We start from the raw sequence: 25,489 nt of genomic DNA on the forward strand, positions 1-25,489 counted from the left end.
TAAAATCAATTTTCTCAGTTTTTTGATGGGTTTTTAAACAAAGTTAAGAAGAAAGTAAAAAAGTTTAATGACAGTATTGTTTCAGAACGAACAGATTAATACTAAAAAAGCTGCAAGCTTGTGACTTGCAGCTCTCGCTATTATTTTTTATAAGCGTCGTTGTGAACGCCAGCAGCACGACCCGAAGGATCCGCATTATTTTGGAATGATTCATCCCAAGCAAGTGCTTCAGGTGTTGAACATGCAACAGATTTCCCATGAGGAACACACTTTGCTGATGCATCTCCAGGGAAATGATCTTCAAAAATACTGCGATAAAAATACGCTTCTTTTGAATCCGGTGTATTTATAGGGTATTTATATTTTGCGTTGGCAAGTTCTTGATCGCTAACTTGCATGCTCACATATTCTTTAAGGGTATCTATCCAGTTATAACCTACACCATCAGAAAACTGCTCTTTTTGGCGCCATAATACGTCATCAGGTAAGTAACCATCGAATGCTTCGCGAATGATGTGTTTTTCAATTTTACCGTCTTTGCACATTTTGGCTTCTGGGTTAATGCGCATTGCAATATCGACAAACTCTTTATCTAAGAATGGTACGCGAGCTTCAACACCCCATGCCGCCATTGATTTATTCGCACGCAAGCAATCAAACATATTAAGTTTAGAGACTTTACGATTTAGCTCTTCATGAAACTCTTGTGCGTTAGGGGCTTTGTGGAAATACAAGTAGCCACCAAATAATTCATCAGCTCCCTCGCCAGAAAGCACCATTTTAATGCCCATTGCCTTAATTTGACGTGCCATTAAGTACATGGGGGTTGATGCACGGATGGTTGTTACGTCATACGTTTCAATGTGGTAAATGACTTCACGCAGTGCATCAATACCTTCTTGAATGGTAAAGTGAATAGGGTGGTGAATAGTGCCAATCATATCGGCTACTTTTTGCGCTGCTGCTAAATCTGGCGAGCCCTCAAGGCCAACCGAAAAAGAGTGAAGTTTAGGCCACCACGCGTCTGACTCGTCGTTGTCTTCAATACGTTTTGCTGCAAAGCGTTGGGTAATTGCAGAGATAACAGACGAATCTAACCCACCAGAAAGTAATACACCATAGGGTACATCGCACATTAATTGACGTTTAACGGCTGCTTCTAAACCGTTTTTAACATCACTCACTTTTGCATCATTGTTTTTTATCGCGTCATAGCTTTGCCAATCACGTGAATAATAACGACGTAGCTGACCGTCTTTGCTCCATAAAAAATGCCCTGGTGGAAACTCTTCAATATGTTTACAAATTGGCGATAGTGCTTTTAATTCTGACGCAACATAAAAGTTGCCATGTTCGTCATGACCTGTGTAAAGCGGAATAATACCAATGTGGTCTCTACCGATTAGGTAGGCATCTTGCTCTTCATCGTATAAACAAAAAGCAAAAATACCATTTAAATCATCTAAAAACTCAGGCCCCTTTTGTTTGTACAGGGCTAATATAACCTCACAATCAGATTGAGTTTGAAAGGTAAAATCGGTTTCTAAATTTGCCGCTAGTTCTTTATGGTTATAGATTTCACCATTGACAGCGAGAATATGTGTACGCTCTGGATTATAAAGCGGCTGTGCACCACTTGACACACCAACAATGGCAAGTCGTTCATGAACTAAAATAGCTTTCTCTGATGAATACACGCCAGACCAATCGGGTCCGCGGTGCCTTAATAGTTTTGACATCTCAATTGCTTGGCTTCGCAATTGGGCAGGATCAGATTTAATATCTAATACCCCAAAAATTGAACACATAGTGACTCCTCATTCCAATTATGTGCGCAGTTAACAATAATTTTAAAACTGCGAATCTTTGTTTTAACAGAAATAATTACCTAAGTCACACAGGTTTTTTAATTATTTAAGAATAATCTATGCACCGAAAACACAGGCTTTGCACCAGATTGATCCAAAAGCTTTGTATGAACAATAGTGAACGAATTATTTTTAGTAAAAATGAAGAAATTTGATGAAATAAGCGACGTAAAAATTATTTTTGCTGCACCAATTTGGCGCAGCAAAAACAATTTATATCACTGTAAAAAATGTCTCAAAAAGTAAATACACTCTTGTATAGACAACTTAGTTTAGGGGTTAGTCATTTATTAAACGCCAAACGAGTTTAAACACAGGGCATTTTAGACTGTTAACTTTTGGCATTTTTATACTTTAAAGCAATTGCAAGTTGATTTAGATGAGCAACGAGCTTTTGCTGGGCTAAATGAGCTTGCTCAAGACTAACAAACTCAAAGTGTAAGAAGTCACCGGGTTTAAGCTGAGCAAAATGACGCAAGTCAGCCTCAATAACAGTACCAATTATTGGATACCCACCCGTTGTTTGCGCGTCATTCAGTAAAACAATGGGTTCACCATTAGGTGGTAATTGAATACTTCCAGGCATAACTGCCATTGAGGGCAGCGACAATGAATGCGCTAATTTACACTCATCGCTTAATAATCGTGCGCCCATTCTGTTACTGCTAGGCGAAATATGCCATGAATGCTCTGTAAACTTATCACATGTATTATCAGGTAATATTGAGGCATGCGGACCGGCAAGAATACGAATATGTGTACTCTTTGGCGGTAACATGGCACCTAATCCGATTTTAGTTGCATACTTAGGTGTTATATCGAAACGATCACCCGCCTTTAAAGCATGACCATGCAAGCCACCAAAGCCTGCTGCAATATCGGTTGAGTAAGAGTCCAAAATAGCCGTTGGTAAATGCCAGTCACCACCAATAGCTAAATAGTTTCGAAACCCATGTCGGGCTGCGTTTAGCTTAAGTATATCGCCCTTTTTTATATAAAAACTCCAGCCCGGTTGAACAGCATTGCCATTCACAGTCGCTTTCATGTCGGTGCCATGTAAGGCGATGTAATAGTCGTTATCAAACTGTATTTCGGCAAGTCCAAGCGTGATCTCAATCACGGGATGGTTATCGGGGTTGCCAACAAGACGATTAGTGATGATTTGTGCATAAGGGTCAACACACCCTGATTGACCAATGCCTAAATGGCGAGAACCTACGCGGCCTTGATCTTGTATAGACATTTGCATGCCGGGCTTGAGTATGGTGATCATTTTAGCACCTCCTGAATAACAAACTCTAACGTATCGCCCGGTGCAATTGCACACGGTGTCTGTGCATTTATATCAAACAGTTTGAAATCTGTATGACCTATTATTTGCCAACCACCTGGGGAGTCTTCGGGGTAGACGCCAGTTTGCTCACCGCCTATAGCAACCGCGCCTTTAGGGACATGAATGCGTGGTTTTTCGTGGCGCGGCGTGTATAACTGGGGGTTTAAGCCTGCTAGGTATGCAAATCCGGGTTGAAAGCCCAAAAACAAAACATGATACGTTGCACTGCTGTGCATTTGAGCCACGTCGTCTATGGTTAAATTATGGTATTTAGCAACCGCTGAAATATCGGGGCCATAATCGCCACCATACACCGTGGCGAGCTTATGATGCGTAGAGGGAAAATCATTGCTTTTAATCTCATGCCAGTGATTAAGTAATGAAGATTGCCACTTAGCAAGTAGAGATGACTCTTTTAAGTAAAGGGTGAGGTTATTATTCGCAGGCACCACATCAATAAAGTCCCCTGAATTTCGACAAAGTTGCGCGAGTGCCCAAATCTTTTTTTGTGTTTCAAGCACATCTTGCCCTGACTCATAGACATCGAAAAAAATGCAATGCGTAGTCAGTGCTGTGATCTGTGGTCGTTGAGTAGAAGCCATTGTATGTCACACTTTTTATTATTTGTTGATGATAATTAGCATATAGGCCCAGTAGTGATGATGTAAATGAGTCTTTAGCGTTAATTAAAAACTCAACACTGCCAAGCCGTTATAAAATAATGATAACAGCTTGGCAGAGAGTAAAGGAAAAGGCTACTTATTGTTGTTTAGTAACCAGTTAGACAGTAAGCGTACACCGTAGCCAGTTCCGCCTTCAGCGAGTTCATCTTTTGCTTTATTGTTAAGTGCGTTACCCGCGATATCGATGTGTACCCAACGAGTGTCACCCGCAAAGTTTTGTAAGAAACTTGCCGCTGTTGTTGCACCAGGACCGTGAGAACCAATATTTTTTAAGTCTGCAATGTCAGATTTTAACGCATCGTCGTAGCCCAGCGGTAAGCGCCAAAGTTTTTCGTTTACTTGCTTACCAGCCAGTGTTAATTGCTCAATTAATTGATCGTCTTTTGAGAATACGGCGGCGTATTCGTTGCCAATAGCCCCAATTTTTGAGCCAGTGAGCGTTGCAACATCAATCATAATAGAGGGTTTGAACTTATCGCGTGCATACCACATAGCGTCACTTAATACTAAGCGTCCTTCTGCGTCTGTATTTACAATCTCAACGCTTAAACCTTCAGCTGTGCGAACAACATCACCCGGTGCAACAGCAAATTGTGAAACCATGTTTGCTGCCATCCCCATGACCGCAACAACATTGGTGTCGGCTTTAGCTAACGCCATTGCTTTTACAGTGCCTAGTACGGCTGCAGCACCCGCCATATCTGATTTCATACGTGCAATTGAAGCGCCAGTTTTAAGGCTATAACCGCCAGAATCAAAGGTAATACCTTTACCTACTAACGCGATAGGTGTGTTTTTATTACCTTGATAATGGGCAACAACAAGGCGTGAACCTTCTTCACTACCACGGCCAACCGCTTCGAGCGCACCCATACCCAGCTTTTTAATTTGTTTAGGTTCTAGAACCGTGATTTTAACACCTAACTTTTTAAGCTCTTTTGCGGCTTTAGCAAAGTCAGCTGGAGTCATCTCTGTCGCTACTTCACTGGTTAAGTCGCGTGCTAAAAATACACCCTTTTCAATATGTTGTAGTAAAGTGTGGTTTTTGACCGCTTGGTCTATATTTTCAACGTCGACAGTGTAATTAACTACATGAGTGTCTTTTTCTTTTTTGTATTCTTCAAAACGGTGGTCACGTAGGTTAGCACCATGAGCAAACTCGGCCGCATATTTGGCGTTTGTGTCTGTTTCTTTCAACACCGAAAAATCAAGACTAACCGAAGCTTGTTTCGCACTGTGAAGCTTAGCGTGAACATTACCTCCTAGCTTTGCCATTTTTGCAGCATTGAGTTCTGCTTGCTCACCAAGCCCAACAAGTAAAATACGTTGATGTTCACTGTTGTTTGGAGCAATGACTTCTAATGTTTTTCCGTACTTGGCTTTAAAGTCTGCAAAGTTAACCACTTTATCTAAGTGGGCTTGCGTTTCAGCGCTTAGGTAATTGAAATCAGAAACACCTGTTTTTGAATCAAAAAACAGCACTAATGTGTTGTCAGTTGGTTTAATAGATTGTGCGAAAGTGAACTCTGCTGCATTCACTTGCGTAGCAAGTGTTATACCCAATGCGAGAGCGGTTAGGCTATGTGCAATTCTCATTATTATATCCCAATGTAAAAAGGTGCTTTTTACCTTAAATATACAAAAGAGTTAAATTGTTAGCGGTGAATCACAGCTTAGACGCGTTTAAGGTGAAATGATTTATTAAACTCGCCGGTCTTTTAAATATACAGGCTTTAATGAGGAAATTAGTATGACAATTAAGTCAATGTTACTGATATTACTGACCAGTAGTGCCATGATGACTGCAAGTAAAGTGTATTCACAAGACACTATGCAAAACGCCACGCAGCATATTGAAACTATTGTACTTGGCTCAGGGTGTTTTTGGGGGGCTGAAAAACGCTACGAAGCACTGGATGGGGTAATTGATGCTGTATCAGGCTATGCAGATGGTGAGGGATTTAAAGCAACGTATAAAAATATTACCCGTCAGTCACGTCGTTTCGACGACAATAACTATGCTGAAGTGGTAAAAGTCACTTATAACAGCAATGAAATAACCACTGAAAGCCTCCTTAAGCACTATTTTGAGAATCACGATCCTACGCAGCTTAATCGACAAGGTAATGATGTTGGTACACAGTATCGTTCTACAATTCTTACCAGCAACGAACAGCAGCAACAAACAGCCATTGAATTAAAACAGGCGTACCAAGTAAAGTTAACGGCCGCAGGCTACGGAACAATTGTCACAAAAATTAAGCCGCTCAAGAAATTTTACGCAGCAGAAAATTATCATCAAGATTATTTAAAGAAAAACCCGAATGGGTATTGTCCTGATCATTCAACAGGCGTGGTATTTGATTCAACCAACAAACCCAACGTTGATAATAGTGCATTACTGACAAATAAACAGATTGTGGTTATTGATGCGAAAGGGTATTGCCCATACTGTGAAAAGTTCAAAAAAGAAGTTGCCAATAACTACCAAGGTACTATTCCCATGACCTTTCGTTATGCCGATGAGCTCGATGGGCTGACAATTAAGACCCCAACTTGGGCAACGCCAACTTTACTGTTTATAGAAAATGGTGAAGAAGTGTATGGCCGTCAAGGGTATGTAAGTAAAGATGAATTTTACAAAGCGCTCGGTGCGTTTAAGTTGGGTGACAGTGAGGCGTTTAGGGTTGCATTTCATGCTCGTACCGACAGTCCATATTGTAAGCAATATGATATTTTTAAAAATACGCCAGAGGGGGTTTTTATAGATAAACTCAGTGGTGCCCCATTATTTGATACCCGAGACCGCTTTAATTCTGGTACAGGTTGGTTATCGTTTACCCAAGCCGTTAAAGGCAGCGTCACCATGCACGAAGATAACAGTTATGGAATGCAGCGTATTGAATTAAAATCGAAAAGTTCAGGGATCCACTTAGGCCATTTATTCCCAGGTGAAGGCCCACAAGGTAAAGATAGGTATTGTATTAATGCTACGGTGCTTGAATTTGTTCCAGCAGAGTAAAATGTCGATACGCTATTAGTTCAAAGTCATTTTTTAGCCTAAGCTTGTATGTATGCCCAAAAAGTGACGTTTGAAATGTGAAAATAAATCTAATAAGTGGTTTGAGTGCTGTTGTAGTAAGCTTATTTTCGTTGCAGTTATTATGCGCAGAAAGAGCCTCGTATGTAGTAGGCGTAGAGAACATTGAATATCTACCTTATTACGAAGGGAGCGATAACAATAACTCACGGTTCACTGGATACAGCGCACAGTTATTAAAATTATTCGGTCGTAAATACGACTATAATATAGTGTTTTACCCAACGCCTCTAAACCGCCTTTATAAAGATTTTATTACGCAAAGTTACCTTGATTTTAAATACCCAGATAACCCGCAATGGCAAAAAAGTTTTAAAGATATCTACACAAAAACCAAGCAAATAGTCTATTCAAAGCCTGTTCTTACAACTGTAACCGGTATTGCGAGTCTTAATCCTGATACACAATTATCTGATTGCACCCGGTTTGGTAAAGTGCGTGGTTTCACCTCACAACGTTTTAAAGCATATTTTGAAAAAGAGGGAATTGCCGTTATCGAAACTGCGGATACAACGGAGCTTATTTCTCTGCTTTTATTGAACCGAATAAATTGTATTTATATCTCGCGGGATGTTCTTAACTATAAATTACGGAAAAAGTTAAATGTAACGACCGATGTCTACTTCCATGAATTGCTCGGTGTAGATGTACAAGACTTTCATATATCGACGATTAATCATCCAGAGATTATTACTCAGTTTAACCAATTTTTAGCTACCTATAGTGAAGAAATTCAAGAACTGAAAGAGAAATTTAGTATCGGCCAATAGGGGGTTACAGTTTACTTATTGGTTTATCATGTAAATCAGGCGCGAAAAAAAGCCCGGTCAGAACACACAAGAACCGGGCTTTCGACAACAATTTGGTGGGGTAACTTTACAACGCTAAGTTTTGCTTTGCGCGAGTTAAGTTATGATTAACAAGTTCGTTTTTAGAAATTTGAACTGCTTCATAAAAATCAGAAAGAGCTGCAGTATCGTTTTCTGACATGATGCGTGCAACACCACGATTACTTAATGCAAACGAAGTTAATTCGCGACGTTTGTATCCAGGTACTTTACTTGTACTAAGAAGTGAAATTGCCTCGGTACACAGGCTTTCAGCTTCTGAAAAATTCTTTTCTTTTACGCTCAATGCACAACGGTTGAAAGCATTTTCGTATGTGCTGTTTACGTCGTTTGAAGAGTGAGCTTGCTCGATAACCATCAGTTTATAATCAGCTTGGTTGGCTACTGCCATCGCTGAGCAAGTTAATAAAGAGCTAAGTGCAATAGTGGTTACAAGTGTTTTAAACATGATAGATTTCCTTTGGTTAAGTTGGTGTTTCTTGCCAACGAGTGAACTTTAAAATATTCCCCAAAGCTAAACAAACGATTAAATTAAACCTGATAGATGAAGAAATTTAATCTATAGAGTAATTACTCAAAACTCAGGGTTGGCTGAAAAGTAGGGGACTGTGACTTTTTAATCATTTTTTTTGAGTAATACCTGATAACTGTTTTTATATACAGTTGTTGTGTAGGCGCTTACATAATCAATAACACGACCTAATGACTCGCTTTTATTAAGTTTAGGTAATGGTTACTGCCAACTTTTAATATATGTGGCAATCAGTTAATAACTTTGTTACTTATAAACTTTGAGAGAAGCGCGGCTTGTGTGGTAAGAAAACGTGCTATTCGCTCGCTATAAACATGTTAAATTGCCAAGGAGTTGGTTTGTTGTTTCGAGAACAAAAGTTTTATATAGCTAGCTTCATTATATGTGGTGCTTTCGCAATTATTGTGAAGCTAACGAGATCTAACATATTTGGTATCAATAGTTTTTTAGATACCTTTTTAGGATCTTCCCCAAGTTTTTTCTATTTATTCGGAATCTTGTCTCTCATTCCAATAGTTAAGCCAAAGATTGACATAAAAACATTTAAAAAGTCAGTTTTAATGTTTACTGCCGGTGCATTAACATATGAAATTGAACAATACTGGACTTCAATGTTTTTTGACCTTGGTGATATTATTGCAACATTACTTGCTGCACTACTAATGTTTTCTTTACATAAAAATAAGCGTAAGGCTGTATAATATTCACTTCAAACGGAACAAAAACAGTTGGTAGGCTCCGCTTCGCTTCACATTTTAATCAACAATTTTCGTCTGCTTAAGTGGGCGTTATAAGCCTAAGGGAAGCAATGGTATTTATCATTCTGTTTGGAGTCGTAGCGATTACCTTTATTGTGTTTAACATGCAGATGGCAGCATACAAAGAAGCCGCGCATAAATACACAAATGAGCGTAAAAATAAGCTGGTTGAATACTTAGGTTACCAAGATCAGTATTGGGGCATGTTATTTGGTAACCCTAAAAATTTTTCCATGTACCATAAAGGGTTAGACTGTCATATTAAAAAGGTACGCATTTCATTGTTTGTAGCATTAGCATCGTTTTTTAGCTTATTCATATATCTAATTGTTGCATACGGCTTATAACAAGTTACTCAAAAGCACGCAAAACGCTTGGTTTGCTCTCCTTCGTAAGGCATTGATGGAAAATGGAAGTATTCAAATATATTTTTATAGTTCTAGTCATATATCTAATTGTTACTTTAAGCATTAGGTTATATTGGTATTTTAAAGACGGGTACTTTCAAATAAGCTGGGTAGCTGAATGGTTCATTGCTGCTATAAGCTGCGTTGGTATTTTCGCTGTTGCCTATAATGTCCCTATATTAAATCAAGGCTTTTGGTGGTTTGTACTTTTTCTCATTTTACTATCAACCGTGTTACGTCTACGAAGTGAAACTTCAAGTCAGCAATTACACCAACTTAGTAAAGGCCAGCTATTATTTGTATACAGTTTAATGGTTTTGTTTACTGCTCCTATTGCGATTGGGCTTTTTATTAATGCTGCAAACTTAAGTAATATTTGGGTTGGCAGCTAACAAAAAGTTATGCCGCCCTCGGGCTTGCTGAGATACAAACAGGTGTTAATTATGTTGCAAGTGGCACAGAACCGTCCTTTGGCTCTAACTCATTATTGTCTTAAAACAAGTTAGGGTAGATTCTTTAATGATTGCTTTGAGCAATCAAGAGATGGTCCAAGCCGTTTAATGCTATTGGCTCTAGATAGTATACGACTTCGTTGTCCCCCATTGATGCAGGGTGACGGTTATTATTAAAATGGATATAAGACGCAATCCATTTTAGGTACGTTTCTACGGTGCGTAATGAATATTGACGTACCAACATATAATCAGCGATATAATTTAGAAATGGTGAGCGCGTTTTCATGTCATCACCGACATAGGTTACTGTGTAAATATACAGTGTAGTTGTTTCGCTCCCATATTCAAGAGAATTAGCGACGAGCGCATTTTCTTTTTTCTGAATATCTTTAGTACTAATAAAAAGTTAGAGCTGGCAATGCCTTAAGTTATTTGCTAATAATAAATTTATTAATACATGAGCGCGACATCGGCAGAAAGATGCGCTACGCGTGCACTATAAAATTGTTAGTTACCTATGACACCATGCATTATGTTTAAGTTTTCACAAATCCTAAAGCCTTATCGATGGCTGGTGCTTTTGTGCGTGTTTTTTTTCGGTACGTCTGCATTCTTGTATTTGCCTAGGGCCGAACTTGGAGAAAACGTTCTAATAACAGAGCTGCCCCACATACTTATTCTTTTAGGTTTATTTTGGACTACAGCATTACTTTTTATACTGATTTTTTGTCGCGGGTTACCTCAAAAGCCTTTGCCTAATAGTTCTGTTTTCCTGTTACCAATCTACTATTTTAAATTAGTGTCTTCTTGGTTCATCTCTATTTATATGTCATTATTTCTTGGAGGACTTGTTTATGGAACTTTCGGCTATCCAATCAGTAGGTTAATCGGTAACTAACAAGCGTTTTAATAAGGACAAAAAACAGTTGGTTTTTGCTCCAGCGTCGCTATTTTAACCAACTATTTTTTGCCCATTATTTGGGTGGTATGTTTGAGTCAGGTATGGACGAAAATTTAAAGAAAAAGTAGATGTTGTAGTTGGGTTGAGTCACCTTGCAGGTGGTGCATTGATTATTGTTGGCAGCATATTGGTATTCGTTTTCGTTCAAGCTGTACTAGACCCTTATGCTGTTATTGAAATCAATGGTGTTCCGACAAAAGATCAAACGGACAAAATTGTGGCTGCCATATTTAGTGCTTTATTTCCAATATTAGGTCTGTTTTTATCATTTGCTCCAGCCAGACTTCTTGATAACTGGGCAGCAAAAATAATCGGTCGTTTGAGCTAATCTCAAACATAACAAGTGCCTAAACCAAGAGACGCAAAACAGCAGGCTTGCGTTCCTTCGTAGCTAATTTCAGCCTGCTATTTTACGCCGGTTATGCAAGCATTATGTGTTTTTATGGTTGATCAATCGATTTATAATTCAGTTTTAGATTTAGCGTGTGAATTGGTTAATTCTTCCAGTGCTGAGTTAACTCAAAATTATTGGCATGCTTATCAAAAACTAAATGAATTATGTGAAATGCATAAGGGAACAAGCAAGGATCATCCCCTTCAATGGGAAGCTCTTGCCGATTACACCCGAAATAACAAGCAAGCTTTAAATATCTATTTAATTGCAATAGAGGTCGCAACAAACTTAAATTTAAGTGAATATGTTGCTTCTTCACAACTTGCCATTGCTGAGCGCTTCTTGGAAACAGGTAATAAATGTGAAGCAATATCATGGGCAAATAAGGCTGATGAAAATGCTCGTAGGTGCAGTAACCTTGAGTTACGTAATGAAATTAGTGAATTTCTGCTAGTAAGTGTAAGCAACACATAACAAACTAATTATGGCTCTGGCTTTGTACTAAGCTAATCCACGAAAAAGCGGAGGTTAGCACCTTGTGGGAGTCATTATGTCTAAGCACTTATGAAGATAGCAATCGTCATTACAATTATTGTTGCCGCTATTGTATGGAGCATCTATACAGGAGATGTTCCTAAAAAATATCGGGTGAGAAACTGTACTGGCACGAAATGGAAAGGAAATTTTCCCGAGTCATCAAAAGAAGAAATAAGAGCGTTCCTTTTCCTTTTTACTGACGCTTTCGCATTTTCACGCAAGCAAAAGCTCAAGTTTGAGCCCGATGACAAAGTAATGGATATATACAAAGCGCTATATCCAGCAAAATGGATGACTGACTCACTTGAGGTAGAAACTCTTTCTGAAGATATTGAGAGGAAGTACGGTATAAAATTTAATAGCATCTGGCATAACGAGCTTACACTCGGCGAATTGTATGCAAAGGTCAACAGTGCTTAACAAGTGCCAGCACAACAGCCACTTCGCTGCTCGGACTGCCAAAACGCTAGCGCGTTTCGTAAGCCCGTGTGGCAGGCGTTACCGAATAAACACTCTAACGTGTTTTTGTCCTATTACAAGCCATGCTTACATCATTAGACTACTCAATGATTTGCGGATAGAATTAACGCTCGCGGCTACACATGAATTTCAGTCAACTATAGAGAAAACACAATGATTGTGGAAAGTGTGTTTCCTGAAAATTACGCAGAAATGCTGAATGTTTGGGAAAACTCAGTCCGAGCAACTCATGACTTCATAACAGAAGAAGATATTGAGTTTTTTAAACCAATTATCATTGAGCAGGCTTTTCCTGCTGTCACTTTAAGATGTGTTAAAAGTAATGATGGCTCTATTCTAGGCTTCGTGGGTATCCATGATTCTAAGGTTGAAATGCTTTTCATCTTAAACGAGGCCAGAGGGCAAGGAATTGGCAAGGTGTTGCTTCAATACGCAATAGAGCAGTTAGGCGCAACTAAAGTCGATGTAAACGAACAAAACCCACAGGCAGTAGGTTTCTACGAGCATATGGGCTTCAAAGTCGTTTCGCGCTCGCCACTTGATGATATGGAAAAACCTTTTCCAATTCTGCATATGACACTTTAAAGCTCGGTTTGTCGTAACCAAATTTGCTAGAAGAAACGCCCAAAGCTAATAACTTTGGGCGTTTGCGTATACGCGAGCGTTGTTCTAACTTGACTAACCCTTGCCCCATTTTGAGCGAGTAAACTATGGGAATCCAGTCTACTGACTCAAAGGGGATTCATAATCAACAATGACCGCCCTTGAAAAAGTAGAATGTGATGACCACTTTAACCTTATGATAAATAGACACTGTAATCACATTTCATATTCATGCTATCCAGAAATAAAAACTGAAAAGCAAATATCAAATATAAGTACCAGCAGGAAGGATATAGCCTTCCATATTTTTCTCAGAAAAGTTGGGGTTAAGGCCATCCTATGACTTTCTGCTGAAAACAACATTGAGAGGTTAAAATGAGCCAATTATTTAGTGCCGCAAAAATCGGAGAGCTCAATCTTATAAACCACATAGTTATCGCACCAATGTGTCAATACTCCGCAGAATCTGGACAGGCTAGTTCTTGGCACCGGATGCACTATGGTTCGCTGGCAACGTCTGGCGCAGGATTGCTAATATTGGAGGCCACAGCTGTTGAACCGATTGGCCGTATTTCAGCGGGAGATTTAGGGCTTTGGGATGATGCGACAGAAACCGCATTAGACAGTATTTTGTCTGATATTCGCGCTTGGTCTCCCATTCGTATAGGTATTCAGCTTGGCCATGCTGGGCGAAAGGCTTCTTGCCATGTGCCATGGCAAGGAGGTCATAAATTGACGATGGATGAAGGTGGCTGGCAAACTGTTGCGCCTTCCGCGTTAGGTTTCAATGAGCAAGACGAAACGCCAGATTCACTCGACTTAGCGGGTCTTGCGCGTATAAAACAAGCATTTGTTGACAGCGCACTTCGTGCAGTACGTTTAGGAATTGATCTAATAGAAATTCATGCGGCACATGGGTACCTACTTCACCAATTTCTTTCTCCACTAAGCAACCGAAGGCAGGATCAATACGGTGGTTCGCTGGAAAATCGCTTACGCTTTCCACTTGAAGTATTTGAAGCTGTACGCAAAGCTATACCTTCTTCAATTCCGGTTGGAGTTCGTCTTTCGGCAACTGACTGGGTTGATGGCGGCTGGGATGTTGAGCAATCAATTGTGTTTAGTCAGCAACTGGAACAGCTGGGTTGTGACTATCTGCATGTTTCCAGTGGAGGGCTTTCGCCGCTACAATCCATCGATGTAAAACCAGGTTATCAGCTTCCGTTTGCTAGTGCTATTCGTCAACAGGTTAAAATACCGATAATTGGTGTAGGCTTAATCACCGAGCCACAGCAAGCTGAAGAAGTACTGAAACAAGGTGAAGCCGATTTGATTGCGTTAGGTCGCTCAGTGCTTTTTAACCCGCATTGGCCGTGGCAAGCTGCTGTCGCACTAGGCGCTCAGGTTGAGGCGCCTCCTCAGTATTTGCGTTCTGAACCACATGGCTCGAAAGGTACGCTTGTTTTACCTTAATTATTACACTGTTCCGCATGCAGAGCAGTGAATCTATCAGGGAGTACACTTTTAATTAAGCTATACAAAAAGATAATTCTTCATACACCGTGTACTCCTACATGTAAGCTGACAGTGTGCTAGGTCTCGCAGCTGTCTCTAGTAACATTGAGCATACCTCTCCCACAGAGTTTGGGAGGGGCTTCTAAAGCTTCGCTGATTTAGCTAAGCTTAGTACGCCCCAAATTGCGGCGTTCACTATATAAATATCATTTTTAATCTCACATAGTAGAGCAAAAGTCCTAACATCGAAAATGTCCAACAATGACTTACGTTCGTGTCTGTTTTAATTCTTAAACGGCGAAAAGGTTGATTTCTGCTTTAACGGTTTACAGCTCATAACAGATTGTCTTACTTAAGCGCTAATAATTTTACCGGATAGTCTGATGGATTACGTAAAGACTTATTAAAATTTAAGTTTTCAAATATAAGTGCTTAAATTTAGATACTCCAAAACGACAAAACCCAGCCTAAGCTGGGTTTCATGAAATAATGCGGATGAACTTATAATGCTAAGTTCTGTTTGGCGCGAGTTAAGTTGTGCTCTACCAAATCGTTACTTGAAATCTGCACGGCTTCATAGAAATCAGATAATGCGGCTGTCTCGTTTTCAGACATAATACGTGCAACGCCACGGTTACTTAATGCAAATGATGTTAATTCACGACGTTTATGACCGGGGACTTTACTTGTCGTTAGCAAGTTAATTGCTTTAGAGCAGAGTGCTTCGGCTGCAGCAAAGTCTTTTTCTTTAACGCTCAATGCGCACTGATTAAATGCTAATTCGTATTGATTGCTTTGTTTTGCAAGTGTTGTAGATTGGTCAATCACCATTAATTTGTAGTCACCCTGATCAGCCACTGCCATCGCTGAGCAAGTTAATAAAGAGCTAAGTGCAACGCGTTTCATAAGTGTACTAAACATAATTTTTTCCTCTGTTAGAGTCGGCATTTATTACCGACAATTCAACTTTAGTTTAGAGAGGAAAATCGAACAAACGATAAAAAAACACCCAATAGGTGAATAAATTTAACCTATAGACTTTAGTCGAATAAAAGGCTTGAAAAGTGAGGCTCTCATGCTAAGAATAGTGTTGCTGCAAGGCTTAAGCTGTATCAGGAGGGGGCAGTATCAAAAAAATTATACTCTTCGTTTTTATGTTTAATAATTAAATACGTTTAAAAAAGTAGCATTTTCCTCATTTCTCTTTTAAAGGTTATTGATACAAAGGTAAATGGATTTAATCACGATAGCACGGGTTGTTATTAGTAAACTGTGTGGCAGAACTGTATTGTTTAAATATATTGTTTAATCTGCTCTTTAAGCTGGTACTCTGGGCTAAAAAGATGCCAAAAGGGGCATATTTATTTATGGCCATATTCCCACTTATTTCGCTATTTCCTATTCCTCCCCCTGTATTTGAAAATGTGGCTAAAGCAAAGCACGAACAACGTAAAAAACAAAAACAAGATGATAAACCCACTTCATGACAGGATTAGCTATCCATTCATTGTAATGACCTTATGCTTAAGTGCATGGCGCATGCAATAAATAGCCATCATTCTTTTATACTACAAATAATGAAAAATAGTTAAGCATTAAATAGGGCTTTGACTATAATTACTGTTAAAACTTATTGAACTAACAGTTAGTTGCAGAATTAATAACATACTAAAGTGACCTTCTCATGAATAGTATGTTTTCAAAAGTTACAAGGTAAGTTAGTAAGCGATTATGCCTTAAAGAGCTGCTGCAAAGCGAAACTAAACAATAATAAAGATGAAGAATTTATATGCCTTTAACTCTAAAACCATTGTCAGAATGTAAAATACTCGTAGTTGATGATGATGAAATGATCAGACTTACACTTGAAACAATATTAGAAGAGCACTTTACTGTTTTACCATTTAGCGCTGGAAATAGTGTCTTAGAATACTGTAAAGAAAACACTGCTGATTTAATTTTGTTAGATGTGAATTTGCCTGATATCAATGGGTTAAATGTATGTAGGCAAATAAAAGACGATCCTGCCTTTGAAAATGTACCTATTGTCTTTATTACATCGACCTACGATACCGATTCACAAAATGCCTGTTGGGAAGCCGGAGCAACAGATTTCATTGGAAAACCTATCACTGCTTCAACATTAATACACCGCACGAAGAATCATATTGAGAATAAACTTCGCCTCGAAAAGTTGGTTGAATTGACATACAAAGACTCTCTAACAGGTTTATTTAATCGCCATTACCTAGACTTAGAAGTCTCTAATGTTTTTAAACAAGCTATACGTGATAAAAGAGCTTTTAGCCTACTGATGTTAGATATCGATCATTTCAAGCGTTATAACGACCATTATGGCCATCCACAAGGCGACGTATGTATTAAAAAGATTGCTGAGGTATTAAATCGTTCAGTTAAACGCCCGCAAGATACGGTTGTACGATATGGAGGAGAAGAGTTCCTTGTGCTCTTACCTTACACAGATTTTGATGGAGTAAAGCAAGTCTGCGAGCGAATTAATCATGAACTAGCGAGCGAAAATATTCGTCACGAAGAATCTTCTTTAAATAGGGTGTCAGTCAGTATCGGGGGAGTTGTGTATTCTCACCAAGAGATGAAACAGTTTGATGAACTTGTCTCATTAGCTGACGAAGCATTATATGAAGCAAAAAATGCGGGTAGAAATTGCTTTAAATTACATGCAATTGACTGATGAAATAATCAGATTTTAACGTTAAAAATTTCATCTATACTCATAGTTGCTTATTTACTAGGTGAATATGTATGGCTAACTTAAAAGACCGTCGATGTTTTCTAAAAAAAATGGGTGTGGGAGTCGCTGCTTCAACACTGGCATTTAAAGCACCGTATGTTTTTGCAAAAAACACTGTCACTTTGAGAGTGATGGGCACACATGTCACCTTGCAAGAAGAGTTACGTCAACGAGCAATGCGTGAGCTTGGCATTAATATCGAATTTACTCCAATGGGCAGTGCTGCTGTTTTACAAAAGGCGGCAGCGAATCCAAGTTCTTTTGATTTGTACGAACAGTGGTCTGATTCAATTAATATTTTGTGGCAAGCTGGGGCTATCCAACCATTAGATATTGATAGGCTTATTTATTGGAACGAAATTAATCCACTAACTAAAACCGGGCGTGTAATACCTGAAGCAAAAATAGGGGCGGGGGATTCACCCAATAAGCTTTTGTATGTTCAGCCTGATGGTCGCCTCGGTACGACGCCTAGCAAAAAAATCAGTTATATGCCGTATGTTCACAATGTTGATTCCTTTGGCTATAACACGCAATTTATTGAGCAAGGTATTCCCTATGAAACCGAATCGTGGGCATGGTTGCTCGACGAGAAAAATAAAGGGAAAGTAGGCTTAGTTAATGCGCCCACCATAGGTATTTTTGACGCCGCACTTGCTGTTCAGGCCCAAGGGCTGATGAGTTTCAATGACTTAGGAAATATGAGTATTACAGAAATTGATCAGCTGTTTAAAATTTTGCTCGAGAAAAAAAGGCTGGGTCACTTCTCTGGATTTTGGACATCGGTTCCACAGTCGATTGATTTTATGAAAACTAACCGTGTGACTATTCAAAGTATGTTTTCACCGGGAGTAAGTGCATGTAAAGGACAAGGTATCCCTGTTGTGTATGCTTCACCCAAAGAAGGTTATCGTGCTTGGCATGGGGTTATGTGTTTATCGGCCAATACGCAAGGGCATGTAAAAGATGCAGCGTACGATTACATGAACTGGTGGTTGTCAGGCTATCCCGGTGCATTTATAGCGCGTCAGGGCTATTACATTTCTAACCCAGAACGAAGTCAGCCTCTTATGTCTATACCAGAGTGGAATTACTGGTATCAAGGTAAAGAAGCGGTGACAGACTTAACTGGCACTGATGGAAAAATCTCTGTTCAAGCTGGGCAAGTAAGGGATGGAGGCAGCTACATTAAGCGCTTTTCTAATATCGCGGTTTGGAATACCGTCATGCCAAATTATGACTACAGTTTAGATAAGTGGTTTGAACTGCTTAATTCTTAAGGATCTGCCTTGTCGAATATTTTCTCACGCTCTGTTGCTGCAAAAATGTTATTAGCGTTGATGCTGATTTTACTTGCTATGAGCGCCAGTTACTACGTTATGAATAAACGCCTAAATACAATTGAGGTTGCTTTTAACGATATAAGCCGAATCAGTAATTACGCTGTCAGTATTCTTAGGATCAATAAAGACATAGTCGAAATGCAACGCGATATTTCTGTGTATGGCGGGAGTGGAAGCAGTGCTGTGTTTGAAAAAATCGTCGAAAATTTTCAAAGTATCAAAACACGTCTAAGCGATGTTGAGCTTAAAAATGAAGAGAATGAGAGTCAAATTTACCTCAACGCCATGTCTGAACTAGTAAAGAGGTACGGCGATAATTTACAGGTCTTGACCAAGCGCTACGAAATAAGAGCAACATTGACAGAAAAAGAATTACCTCGAATTTACGCTGATGCAACGACACATCTTGATAACTTAATGCGAAAAGTAACCACCGTTGAAGAAAAGTTATTTATTTCTGAGTATCTCAATCTGTGGCATTCGTTGCATCGAGATGCGTATTTGTTTTTAACCAAAAAAGATTATGCAAAAAGAGCGTCAGTTAACGATGCTTTACGAATGATTTCGACGAAATTAAATGCCTCTGTGCATATTCAAAAAAGTGAATACCACTCTGAAATTAACCAACTTTCAAAAATGGCAGATACTTATAGCCAGACATTTGCGAGGAGTATTCAAGCAAATCGCAATTATTTAAGTTTAGTCAATGTTGTAATGGCCGGTGACGCAATTGAATTTAGTACTTTAGCAAATGAACTAAGAGAGCAATCATTAACAAGGTTAAGCCGTATCAAGGAAGAAGCAGAAAAAACAGTTTCTAAAACAGAGCGTATTTTAAAGCTACTCGCGTGGGGAGTGTTAATTTACATTATTGCCTTGTCTGCTTTTTTCCATTTGCAGATCTCCAAGTCTATTAAACGCCTTACGGTGAGCTTTAAACACTTTCTGAATGGCGATTTATCAGCACCAATTTATGACTTACATAGAAAAGATGAAATAGGTGTACTTGCAAAAGCGGCAGATAGCTTCAGAATTTTAAGTAAAGATTTATCAGATGCCAAACAAACCGCCGAACATACCACTAAAGTTAAGTCAGAATTTTTGGCGAATATGAGCCACGAAATACGAACGCCTATGAACGGTATTTTGGGTATGGCACGTCAATTGAGTCTTACACCATTAAATGCAGAACAAGAAAAAATGTTGGCCATCATACAGTCTTCAGGTGCGAGCTTATTAGTAATTATCAATGATATTTTAGATTTAAGTAAAATCGAAGCCTCAAAAATTGAACTGGAAGAACAGCCAATAGCATTAAACTTATTACTCGATGAGCTAACGCATTTATTTAAAGCACAAGCTAATAATAAACAAGTCGAACTGTTTATTTCAGTGTTGCCTGAGGACCCCAATTTTATATTTTTGGGAGATGAAACACGCCTTAAACAAGTGCTTATTAATTTAATTGGCAATGCAATTAAATTTACAGAAAGAGGCAGTGTATCGTTAAATGTGAGTATTCATCAGCTATCTAATGATGAATTTAGCATTACATTCCACGTTTCAGATACCGGAATTGGCATAGCGAAGGAACAGCTTGATAGCTTGTTTGAGGCCTTTTCACAAGCAGATGCCTCAATTACACGACGGTTTGGTGGTACAGGACTCGGTTTAGCCATTTCTAGTAAGCTATTAAAATTAATGGGGACTTCATTGCACGTTGAAAGTGAGTATGGTGTTGGCTCAGACTTTCATTTTGATCTCAATGTAATCCGAGCGAATGAGTCTGTTTATAGTGAACAACAGCGCATGCAAGGACCTCAAGAGCAAGCAATTGATTTCTCTTGGCTTAATGTGCTGATTGTCGAAGATAACGAAATCAATCAAATCGTTATTGAAGCGATGTTGAGTGAGTTTAATATCAGCTCTATCAATATTGCCGATAATGGCGAGCAAGCTATTCTTCAGTGTGAAACACGGGCGTTTGATCTCATTCTTATGGATATGCAAATGCCTGTCTTAGATGGGCCGCAAGCGACATTAAGGATCAGAGAAATGCCTTCCTATAAAAACACCCCCATCATTGCTTTAACCGCCAATGTATTAAGTGCCGACAAACAACGCTGTATCGATGCCGGGATGAATGACTTTATTGCAAAACCAATTAATTATGAATGCGTTAAAGCTATTTTGTTGAAATGGTGCACAAAAGCAGCTGATGAACGGTAAGGGGAGCTGAGTGAATATTTTACTGAAAGATAATAAAAAAACAGCCTCATTGAACCCATACTTTGCTTTAGTGTCGATAGTATTTGTTGTTTTTATAGCACTTGCCGTTAGTTTTTTTGAAGGGCAAGTAAAAGAAGATGTTTTAGACTCGATAGACCAAGAGTTCGTTGAAACGAATCAAAGACTAAAAGAAATTGTAACAACGACACTGTCAGAATATAAATCTGATTTACGTTTTTTGTATTCAACCCCACCAATTGCAGGTTTACCAAGAGCCCATTTTAACAATGGAATAGACCCTTACGATGGCACTAGTTATCAGCGATGGAAAGAGCGATTAGAAACTATTTTTATTGGTTTTATGGAAAATAACCTCTCTGTTGAACAGGTGCGTGTTATTGCGGTGACTGCCGAAGGTAACGAACTTATTCGTGTTCAGCGTGTTGGCGCATCTGTAGAAGCCGCTGCGGATTATTCATTACAATCTAAAAGTGGCGAGCCTTATTTCTTGCCCAGTACGTTGCTTGAACCAAAGCAAGTGTATATGTCACCACTGTCATTAAATCGTGAGTTTGGTGAAATTGAATTTCCTTTTAAACCGATGATTCGGTTTTCGATACCAATATACAGTGAGAACGGTAAGCGCTTTGCTTTTTTAATTATGAATGTTAATGCAAGCACATTGCTTAATAACCTTAAAGAAACAGTGTTTGATTACTCACAACTTGTTATTAGTGGCTCTGATGGAGATTTTATTATTCATCCACTTGAAAGCTATCAATTTTCTAGAGATTTAAATCCCAGTGTAAATTGGCAGGCAGTTTACACAGAAAACATAAAGTACAACGGTATCTATTTAATAAAGTCAAAAGCGAATACAGAAGAACAGTTCTACGTTCGTTCAGAAAAGTTGCACACTAGATCAGGTGATAAATATGGCTTTGTTAATTTTAACCTACTTGCACCTAAAAAATATGTGGATAATTTAATCAATGAAAAACGCTTGATCACCTACAGTCTGTTATTTGCAGTGATTGTTTTCACATCAATTCTTTTAATTACATTTTATCGTAATGCGATTAGAAGCCAATTACTCGCAGAAACCAGACAAGAAGCATCAGCAATTGTCGATGGTTCTATTGATGCAATTATTGGCCTTAACTTAAAGGGGTATCTGACCAGTTTAAACCATACTGCAGAACGATTATTGCTCATTTCAAGTAAAGCGGCAGTAGGGAAATCGAGTAAGGAAATTGAATTTCTATCTAATTTACCAATTGATGATTATGTAAAAAAAATACAGAGTTCTAAAGCTCAAATAAAGGACGAGTGCTCATTCGTGCAAGGTGAATATAGGGCGCATTTCGCTATTTCAGTGAGTCCTGTTTTTTCTGAGCACAGTAACCTAAGTGGTTTGGCTTTAATAATTAGAGACATTAGTAAAGAAAAACAGGCTGAAATTAAAGTTAAACGTCTTAACTCTGAGCTTGAAGCCAAAGTGCGTAAACGTACACAAGCACTTGCAGAAGCAAAAGACGAAGCAATTAAGCACAGCGAGATTAAAAGTGCATTTATTTCGAATGTGAGCCATGAACTGCGAACACCATTAAATGGTGTCATTGGCACGCTGAATATTTTGAAACGAGAAGCGCTAACAGACAAGTCACGCAAGCTCGTTGATATGATGGAGTTGAGCGCATCAAGCTTAAACTTATTAATTAACGATATTCTTGATTTGTCGAAAATAGAGGCAGGAAAACTCGACTTAAATATTCAGTTGATAAACCCGCTGCTACTGATTGAAAGTTTGGTGAGCTCGTGTGCTGTCAGAGCCTTCGATAAAGGGGTTGATGTGTACTTAGACACCACAGAACTTTCATGCGATAAGCTAGAAGTAGACCCCCTTAGACTAACTCAAATTATTAATAACCTGATTAGTAATGCCATTAAGTTTACTGAAAAAGGGTTTATTAAAATTAAAGTGAGTTCGGAGCATGTTGCTAATAATGAATATAAATTAAGGGTTAGTGTACAAGATACAGGAATTGGCATTGATCCTCTTTCGCAAAAACGACTGTTTGGTGCATTCCAACAAGCGAGTAGTGCAATTACCGAGAAATTTGGAGGGACGGGATTAGGAATATCGATCTGTAAGCAGTTATGTCATGCAATGGGTGGAGAAATTTACTTAGATTCAACTTTAAATCAAGGCAGTACATTTAGCTTTTATATTAAGGCACGCGCGAGTGAAAGAAACTTAAAACAAGAGCAGGCATGTTTTTCCTCTAAACATGTTTTAGTGTGTAGTCAAAATGCACATATTATAGAAATAATTGAAAAATTGGTTGTTTTATATGGCGGGCACGTAAGCGTTTCATCGCTTAGTGAATTAGATCTACACGATGATGAGAACATTGATTTTGCCATCATAGACGACGAAGAAATCAATAATAATACGACCTTAGATCACCTGCATGAAACACATAGCAGTACTCACGTTGTCTTATTGCATCAATCTGATACTTCCATACCAAAAAGCAAAGCGGGCAAAGTGAGTAAAATAAGTAAACCCCTTACACAAACAGCCCTATTACGCATTGCAGGGGTTGAGCTGCGTGATAACGAAACACACACGTTATTACATGACAACAGTGCTGGTGAGTTCGCAATTTCAAATGAGCGTTTATCACAAATTAAAGGCAGTAAGGTACTTATTGTCGATGACAATAAAATTAACTTAGAAGTAGCGAAAGGGGCACTTGACGAGCTACCCATTGAAATACTCACGGCCAACAATGGCCAAGAAGCCATTGAACATTTATTGCAGAGCGAAGCAAGCGGAGCGCCTGTAAACTGTGTACTACTCGATTGTCAGATGCCAACTTTAAATGGCTATCAAGTGTCTGAAAAAATACGTTCAGGTGAGGCTGGTGGCGCTTTTATTAATGTGCCTGTGATTGCAATGACTGCGAGTGCGATGATTGGCGAAAAAGAAAAATGTTTATCAGTCGGTATGAATGATTATCTTAGCAAACCAATTAAAGCAGATGATGTGCTATCAAAAGTTGTGAAATGGATTTTATCTGATCATGAACAGCAAACAGAAGAACACGTTAGCACAGAAGATGAAGCGCAATCATTATGGAATCGTCAAGAAGCGCTTGTACGGTTACTTAATAAAGAGGCTTTACTAAAAAGAATATGCCAAATATTTATGATCAACGCGCCGAAAAAACTCACTGATTTAAAAGAGCAATTTGCAGTGCAAAATCATGCAGAAGTACATCAAACTGCGCATGCTTTAAAAGGGATGTGTGGTGAGGTGAGTGCCGATAAGCTCAGAAAATTATGTGAAGAAATTGAGTTAAAAGCACGCGAGCAAAACCTCGAAATCAAAGACACACTTCAACAACTAGAGCGCCTGTTGCCACAACTAATGGCTGAGATAAAAGGGTGGTTAGAATCGCTAGAAAGATGAAATTACTCACGACAGAGCCCGTGTGAATGATGCCTGTGTTATGCACAGGCATCCAGATAAGTGATTATTTTAAATGCTTAAACGTATCAATCATCCACTTTATAAATAACTCTAGCTGTGCGTTAGTCTCACTCGGTTCGTGCTGGACTAAATAGTATTTATCTTTAGTTTTTAATGGCATATCAGTAAAATTAAATAGCCATTGCTCTTCAAACCAGGTTTGACTAATAGGCAAAGGAATAAGTGCAATTCCCATCCCTTGCTGTGCAGCACGCGCAACCCCGAACATACTATCAACCTGAATAATTTGTTTTGGTGCGAAGTCTTCAATACCTGCATGTTCAGCCCATTGGTGCCATGCCCAAGGACGTGCTTTATGCAGTATTAGGGGCACTTCATTAAGGGCTTGAAAAGGGTTTTCATGCCATGCTTGCCAGTTTTCTTTATTACATGCTGGTGTATACGACAACGAAAATAATTCGTGTACAACCCCTTCATGTGGCTTAGATGACGATAATACAATTGATAAGTCACTTTGCTTGGTCAGTTCTTTGCGCGTTTTTAAGGTGTTTAGCTGTAAGTTAGTGTTTGGATGATCTGCGGTCCACTCACTCAACTTTGGCATTAATAATTCACTGGCAAAAAACTCAGGCAGAGTAATGCTTATAGTGATATTTTCTTGTAACTGACTAAATTCATTAATGGTTTTTTCGAGAGCTTTAATCAGAGGTGACACTGAATCATAAAAGTTCTTACCCGCAGCGGTTAAACGAATAGAGCGAGTTTGACGTTCGAATAGCTCAATCCCCAATTGCTCTTCTAATTGCTTGATCTGATGGCTTACGGCTGATGGCGTAAGATAAAGTTGGTTTGCTGCATCTTTAAAGCTCAGTGTGCGAGCAGCGAAACAAAATGAGCGTAGGCCACGAATAGGTGTTTGCATAGTTAATTTCAGTAATTCTCAATAGCGCGTTTTATGAAGTTAAGAGCTAAGCAATTATTATCCCAATATTTATAAACTGACAGACTAAAGGGTGAATATAGCTAACTTTTGCGATAACGCCTAAAAATTAAGCGTTAATTGCTTGTTTAATCTAGTTTTTCGCCTCAAAAAGCAAAAAAGGCGAGTGTAGCAGTTTTTATTTACTGGTAACAAGTAAAGTGCTCCTTACGTGTTACTCACAAGTTTAGG

The 25,489-nt window shown here is 38.8% G+C and carries 23 protein-coding genes; 15 read left to right on the forward strand and 8 right to left on the reverse strand.

Annotated features, from left to right (window positions below):
• Positions 1-140 precede the first annotated feature (140 nt).
• The 4 genes from asnB to ACSSVW_RS03110 form a co-directional block, all read right to left on the reverse strand.
• On the reverse strand, positions 141-1,808 hold the full coding sequence (gene asnB, locus ACSSVW_RS03095) for an asparagine synthase B (RefSeq protein WP_454178821.1): 1,668 nt from the start codon (positions 1,806-1,808) through the stop codon (positions 141-143).
• A 391-nt stretch (positions 1,809-2,199) separates the two neighbouring features.
• A complete protein-coding gene (locus tag ACSSVW_RS03100) occupies positions 2,200-3,141 on the reverse strand; it encodes a 5-oxoprolinase subunit C family protein (protein WP_075593599.1) in 942 nt (313 codons plus the stop codon).
• On the reverse strand, positions 3,138-3,803 hold the full coding sequence (gene pxpB, locus ACSSVW_RS03105; protein WP_454178822.1) for a 5-oxoprolinase subunit PxpB: 666 nt from the start codon (positions 3,801-3,803) through the stop codon (positions 3,138-3,140). Before pxpB ends, ACSSVW_RS03100 begins: the two co-directional genes overlap by 4 nt.
• 153 nt (positions 3,804-3,956) lie before the next feature.
• On the reverse strand, positions 3,957-5,480 hold the full coding sequence (locus tag ACSSVW_RS03110; RefSeq protein ID WP_454178824.1) for a leucyl aminopeptidase: 1,524 nt from the start codon (positions 5,478-5,480) through the stop codon (positions 3,957-3,959).
• A gap of 199 nt (positions 5,481-5,679) precedes the next feature.
• Between ACSSVW_RS03110 and msrA the strand changes: the two genes are divergently transcribed.
• Complete coding sequence (msrA, locus tag ACSSVW_RS03115) at positions 5,680-6,906, forward strand: peptide-methionine (S)-S-oxide reductase MsrA (protein ID WP_454178972.1); 1,227 nt, start codon at positions 5,680-5,682, stop codon at positions 6,904-6,906.
• A 77-nt stretch (positions 6,907-6,983) separates the two neighbouring features.
• Positions 6,984-7,754: a substrate-binding periplasmic protein gene (locus ACSSVW_RS03120; RefSeq protein ID WP_454178825.1), complete on the forward strand. Its 771-nt coding sequence runs from the start codon at positions 6,984-6,986 to the stop codon at positions 7,752-7,754.
• Positions 7,755-7,860: 106 nt separating this feature from the next.
• Here ACSSVW_RS03120 and ACSSVW_RS03125 read toward each other — a convergent pair whose 3' ends face one another.
• A complete protein-coding gene (locus ACSSVW_RS03125; protein ID WP_036968511.1) occupies positions 7,861-8,280 on the reverse strand; it encodes a hypothetical protein in 420 nt (139 codons plus the stop codon).
• Between the two features lie 425 nt (positions 8,281-8,705).
• Here ACSSVW_RS03125 and ACSSVW_RS03130 point away from each other — a divergent pair, with 425 nt between their 5' ends.
• The 3 genes from ACSSVW_RS03130 (at position 8,706) to ACSSVW_RS03140 (ending at position 9,921) form a co-directional block, all read left to right on the forward strand.
• Positions 8,706-9,065, forward strand: a complete 360-nt coding sequence (locus ACSSVW_RS03130; RefSeq protein WP_256719223.1) for a hypothetical protein — start codon at positions 8,706-8,708, stop codon at positions 9,063-9,065.
• 107 nt (positions 9,066-9,172) lie between these two features.
• Positions 9,173-9,469, forward strand: coding sequence for a hypothetical protein (locus ACSSVW_RS03135; RefSeq protein ID WP_075593595.1), 297 nt, complete (start codon positions 9,173-9,175; stop codon positions 9,467-9,469).
• Positions 9,470-9,531: 62 nt separating this feature from the next.
• Complete coding sequence (locus tag ACSSVW_RS03140) at positions 9,532-9,921, forward strand: hypothetical protein (RefSeq protein WP_454178826.1); 390 nt, start codon at positions 9,532-9,534, stop codon at positions 9,919-9,921.
• Positions 9,922-10,045: 124 nt separating this feature from the next.
• Here the strand turns inward: ACSSVW_RS03140 and ACSSVW_RS03145 are convergent, their stop codons facing one another.
• Complete coding sequence (locus ACSSVW_RS03145; RefSeq protein WP_454178827.1) at positions 10,046-10,270, reverse strand: phage integrase N-terminal SAM-like domain-containing protein; 225 nt, start codon at positions 10,268-10,270, stop codon at positions 10,046-10,048.
• Positions 10,271-11,027: 757 nt separating this feature from the next.
• Between ACSSVW_RS03145 and ACSSVW_RS03150 the strand changes: the two genes are divergently transcribed.
• From ACSSVW_RS03150 to ACSSVW_RS03170, 5 genes are all read left to right on the forward strand, one after another.
• Positions 11,028-11,273, forward strand: a complete 246-nt coding sequence (locus ACSSVW_RS03150; RefSeq protein ID WP_454178829.1) for a hypothetical protein — start codon at positions 11,028-11,030, stop codon at positions 11,271-11,273.
• 114 nt (positions 11,274-11,387) lie between these two features.
• A complete protein-coding gene (locus tag ACSSVW_RS03155) occupies positions 11,388-11,813 on the forward strand; it encodes a hypothetical protein (RefSeq protein ID WP_454178830.1) in 426 nt (141 codons plus the stop codon).
• Between the two features lie 90 nt (positions 11,814-11,903).
• Positions 11,904-12,296 carry a hypothetical protein gene (locus ACSSVW_RS03160; protein ID WP_454178831.1) on the forward strand — a complete coding sequence of 131 codons (393 nt, stop codon included), beginning with the start codon at positions 11,904-11,906 and terminating at the stop codon, positions 12,294-12,296.
• 213 nt (positions 12,297-12,509) lie between these two features.
• Positions 12,510-12,941 carry a GNAT family N-acetyltransferase gene (locus tag ACSSVW_RS03165; protein ID WP_454178832.1) on the forward strand — a complete coding sequence of 144 codons (432 nt, stop codon included), beginning with the start codon at positions 12,510-12,512 and terminating at the stop codon, positions 12,939-12,941.
• A 393-nt stretch (positions 12,942-13,334) separates the two neighbouring features.
• Positions 13,335-14,432, forward strand: a complete 1,098-nt coding sequence (locus ACSSVW_RS03170) for an NADH:flavin oxidoreductase/NADH oxidase (protein ID WP_454178833.1) — start codon at positions 13,335-13,337, stop codon at positions 14,430-14,432.
• A gap of 543 nt (positions 14,433-14,975) precedes the next feature.
• Here ACSSVW_RS03170 and ACSSVW_RS03175 read toward each other — a convergent pair.
• Entirely contained in the window at positions 14,976-15,395 is a 420-nt protein-coding gene (locus ACSSVW_RS03175) for a tetratricopeptide repeat protein (RefSeq protein ID WP_421419717.1), read from the reverse strand.
• Positions 15,396-15,817: 422 nt separating this feature from the next.
• Between ACSSVW_RS03175 and ACSSVW_RS03180 the strand changes: the two genes are divergently transcribed.
• From ACSSVW_RS03180 to ACSSVW_RS03200, 5 genes are all read left to right on the forward strand, one after another.
• Entirely contained in the window at positions 15,818-15,961 is a 144-nt protein-coding gene (locus ACSSVW_RS03180; RefSeq protein WP_454178835.1) for a hypothetical protein, read from the forward strand.
• A 302-nt stretch (positions 15,962-16,263) separates the two neighbouring features.
• Positions 16,264-17,187, forward strand: coding sequence for a GGDEF domain-containing response regulator (locus ACSSVW_RS03185; RefSeq protein ID WP_075593587.1), 924 nt, complete (start codon positions 16,264-16,266; stop codon positions 17,185-17,187).
• A 71-nt stretch (positions 17,188-17,258) separates the two neighbouring features.
• The gene (locus ACSSVW_RS03190; RefSeq protein WP_454178837.1) at positions 17,259-18,527 is read left to right on the forward strand and encodes an ABC transporter substrate-binding protein; all 1,269 of its coding nucleotides are present in this window, start codon (positions 17,259-17,261) and stop codon (positions 18,525-18,527) included.
• A gap of 9 nt (positions 18,528-18,536) precedes the next feature.
• Entirely contained in the window at positions 18,537-20,819 is a 2,283-nt protein-coding gene (locus ACSSVW_RS03195; protein ID WP_454178839.1) for an ATP-binding protein, read from the forward strand.
• A gap of 10 nt (positions 20,820-20,829) precedes the next feature.
• Positions 20,830-24,297, forward strand: a complete 3,468-nt coding sequence (locus tag ACSSVW_RS03200) for an ATP-binding protein (protein WP_454178840.1) — start codon at positions 20,830-20,832, stop codon at positions 24,295-24,297.
• Between the two features lie 64 nt (positions 24,298-24,361).
• On the opposite strand, the gene ACSSVW_RS03205 is transcribed toward ACSSVW_RS03200, so the two are convergent.
• Complete coding sequence (locus ACSSVW_RS03205; protein WP_036968484.1) at positions 24,362-25,240, reverse strand: LysR family transcriptional regulator; 879 nt, start codon at positions 25,238-25,240, stop codon at positions 24,362-24,364.
• Between the last annotated feature and the right edge of the window lie 249 nt (positions 25,241-25,489).

It is taken from the genome of Pseudoalteromonas sp. MBR-15 (genome assembly GCF_053628915.1).

Bases quoted from the DNA above. Each gene is read 5' to 3' on its own strand.
- asnB (WP_454178821.1), bottom strand. From the start codon at position 1,808: ATGTGTTCAATTTTTGGGGTATTAGATATTAAATCTGATCCTGCCCAA.
- ACSSVW_RS03100 (WP_075593599.1), bottom strand. From the start codon at position 3,141: ATGATCACCATACTCAAGCCCGGCATGCAAATGTCTATACAAGATCAA.
- pxpB (WP_454178822.1), bottom strand. From the start codon at position 3,803: ATGGCTTCTACTCAACGACCACAGATCACAGCACTGACTACGCATTGC.
- ACSSVW_RS03110 (WP_454178824.1), bottom strand. From the start codon at position 5,480: ATGAGAATTGCACATAGCCTAACCGCTCTCGCATTGGGTATAACACTT.
- msrA (WP_454178972.1), top strand. From the start codon at position 5,680: ATGATGACTGCAAGTAAAGTGTATTCACAAGACACTATGCAAAACGCC.
- ACSSVW_RS03125 (WP_036968511.1), bottom strand. From the start codon at position 8,280: ATGTTTAAAACACTTGTAACCACTATTGCACTTAGCTCTTTATTAACT.
- ACSSVW_RS03135 (WP_075593595.1), top strand. From the start codon at position 9,173: ATGGTATTTATCATTCTGTTTGGAGTCGTAGCGATTACCTTTATTGTG.
- ACSSVW_RS03140 (WP_454178826.1), top strand. From the start codon at position 9,532: ATGGAAGTATTCAAATATATTTTTATAGTTCTAGTCATATATCTAATT.
- ACSSVW_RS03145 (WP_454178827.1), bottom strand. From the start codon at position 10,270: ATGAAAACGCGCTCACCATTTCTAAATTATATCGCTGATTATATGTTG.
- ACSSVW_RS03155 (WP_454178830.1), top strand. From the start codon at position 11,388: ATGGTTGATCAATCGATTTATAATTCAGTTTTAGATTTAGCGTGTGAA.
- ACSSVW_RS03160 (WP_454178831.1), top strand. From the start codon at position 11,904: ATGAAGATAGCAATCGTCATTACAATTATTGTTGCCGCTATTGTATGG.
- ACSSVW_RS03165 (WP_454178832.1), top strand. From the start codon at position 12,510: ATGATTGTGGAAAGTGTGTTTCCTGAAAATTACGCAGAAATGCTGAAT.
- ACSSVW_RS03170 (WP_454178833.1), top strand. From the start codon at position 13,335: ATGAGCCAATTATTTAGTGCCGCAAAAATCGGAGAGCTCAATCTTATA.
- ACSSVW_RS03175 (WP_421419717.1), bottom strand. From the start codon at position 15,395: ATGTTTAGTACACTTATGAAACGCGTTGCACTTAGCTCTTTATTAACT.
- ACSSVW_RS03180 (WP_454178835.1), top strand. From the start codon at position 15,818: ATGCCAAAAGGGGCATATTTATTTATGGCCATATTCCCACTTATTTCG.
- ACSSVW_RS03185 (WP_075593587.1), top strand. From the start codon at position 16,264: ATGCCTTTAACTCTAAAACCATTGTCAGAATGTAAAATACTCGTAGTT.
- ACSSVW_RS03190 (WP_454178837.1), top strand. From the start codon at position 17,259: ATGGCTAACTTAAAAGACCGTCGATGTTTTCTAAAAAAAATGGGTGTG.
- ACSSVW_RS03205 (WP_036968484.1), bottom strand. From the start codon at position 25,240: ATGCAAACACCTATTCGTGGCCTACGCTCATTTTGTTTCGCTGCTCGC.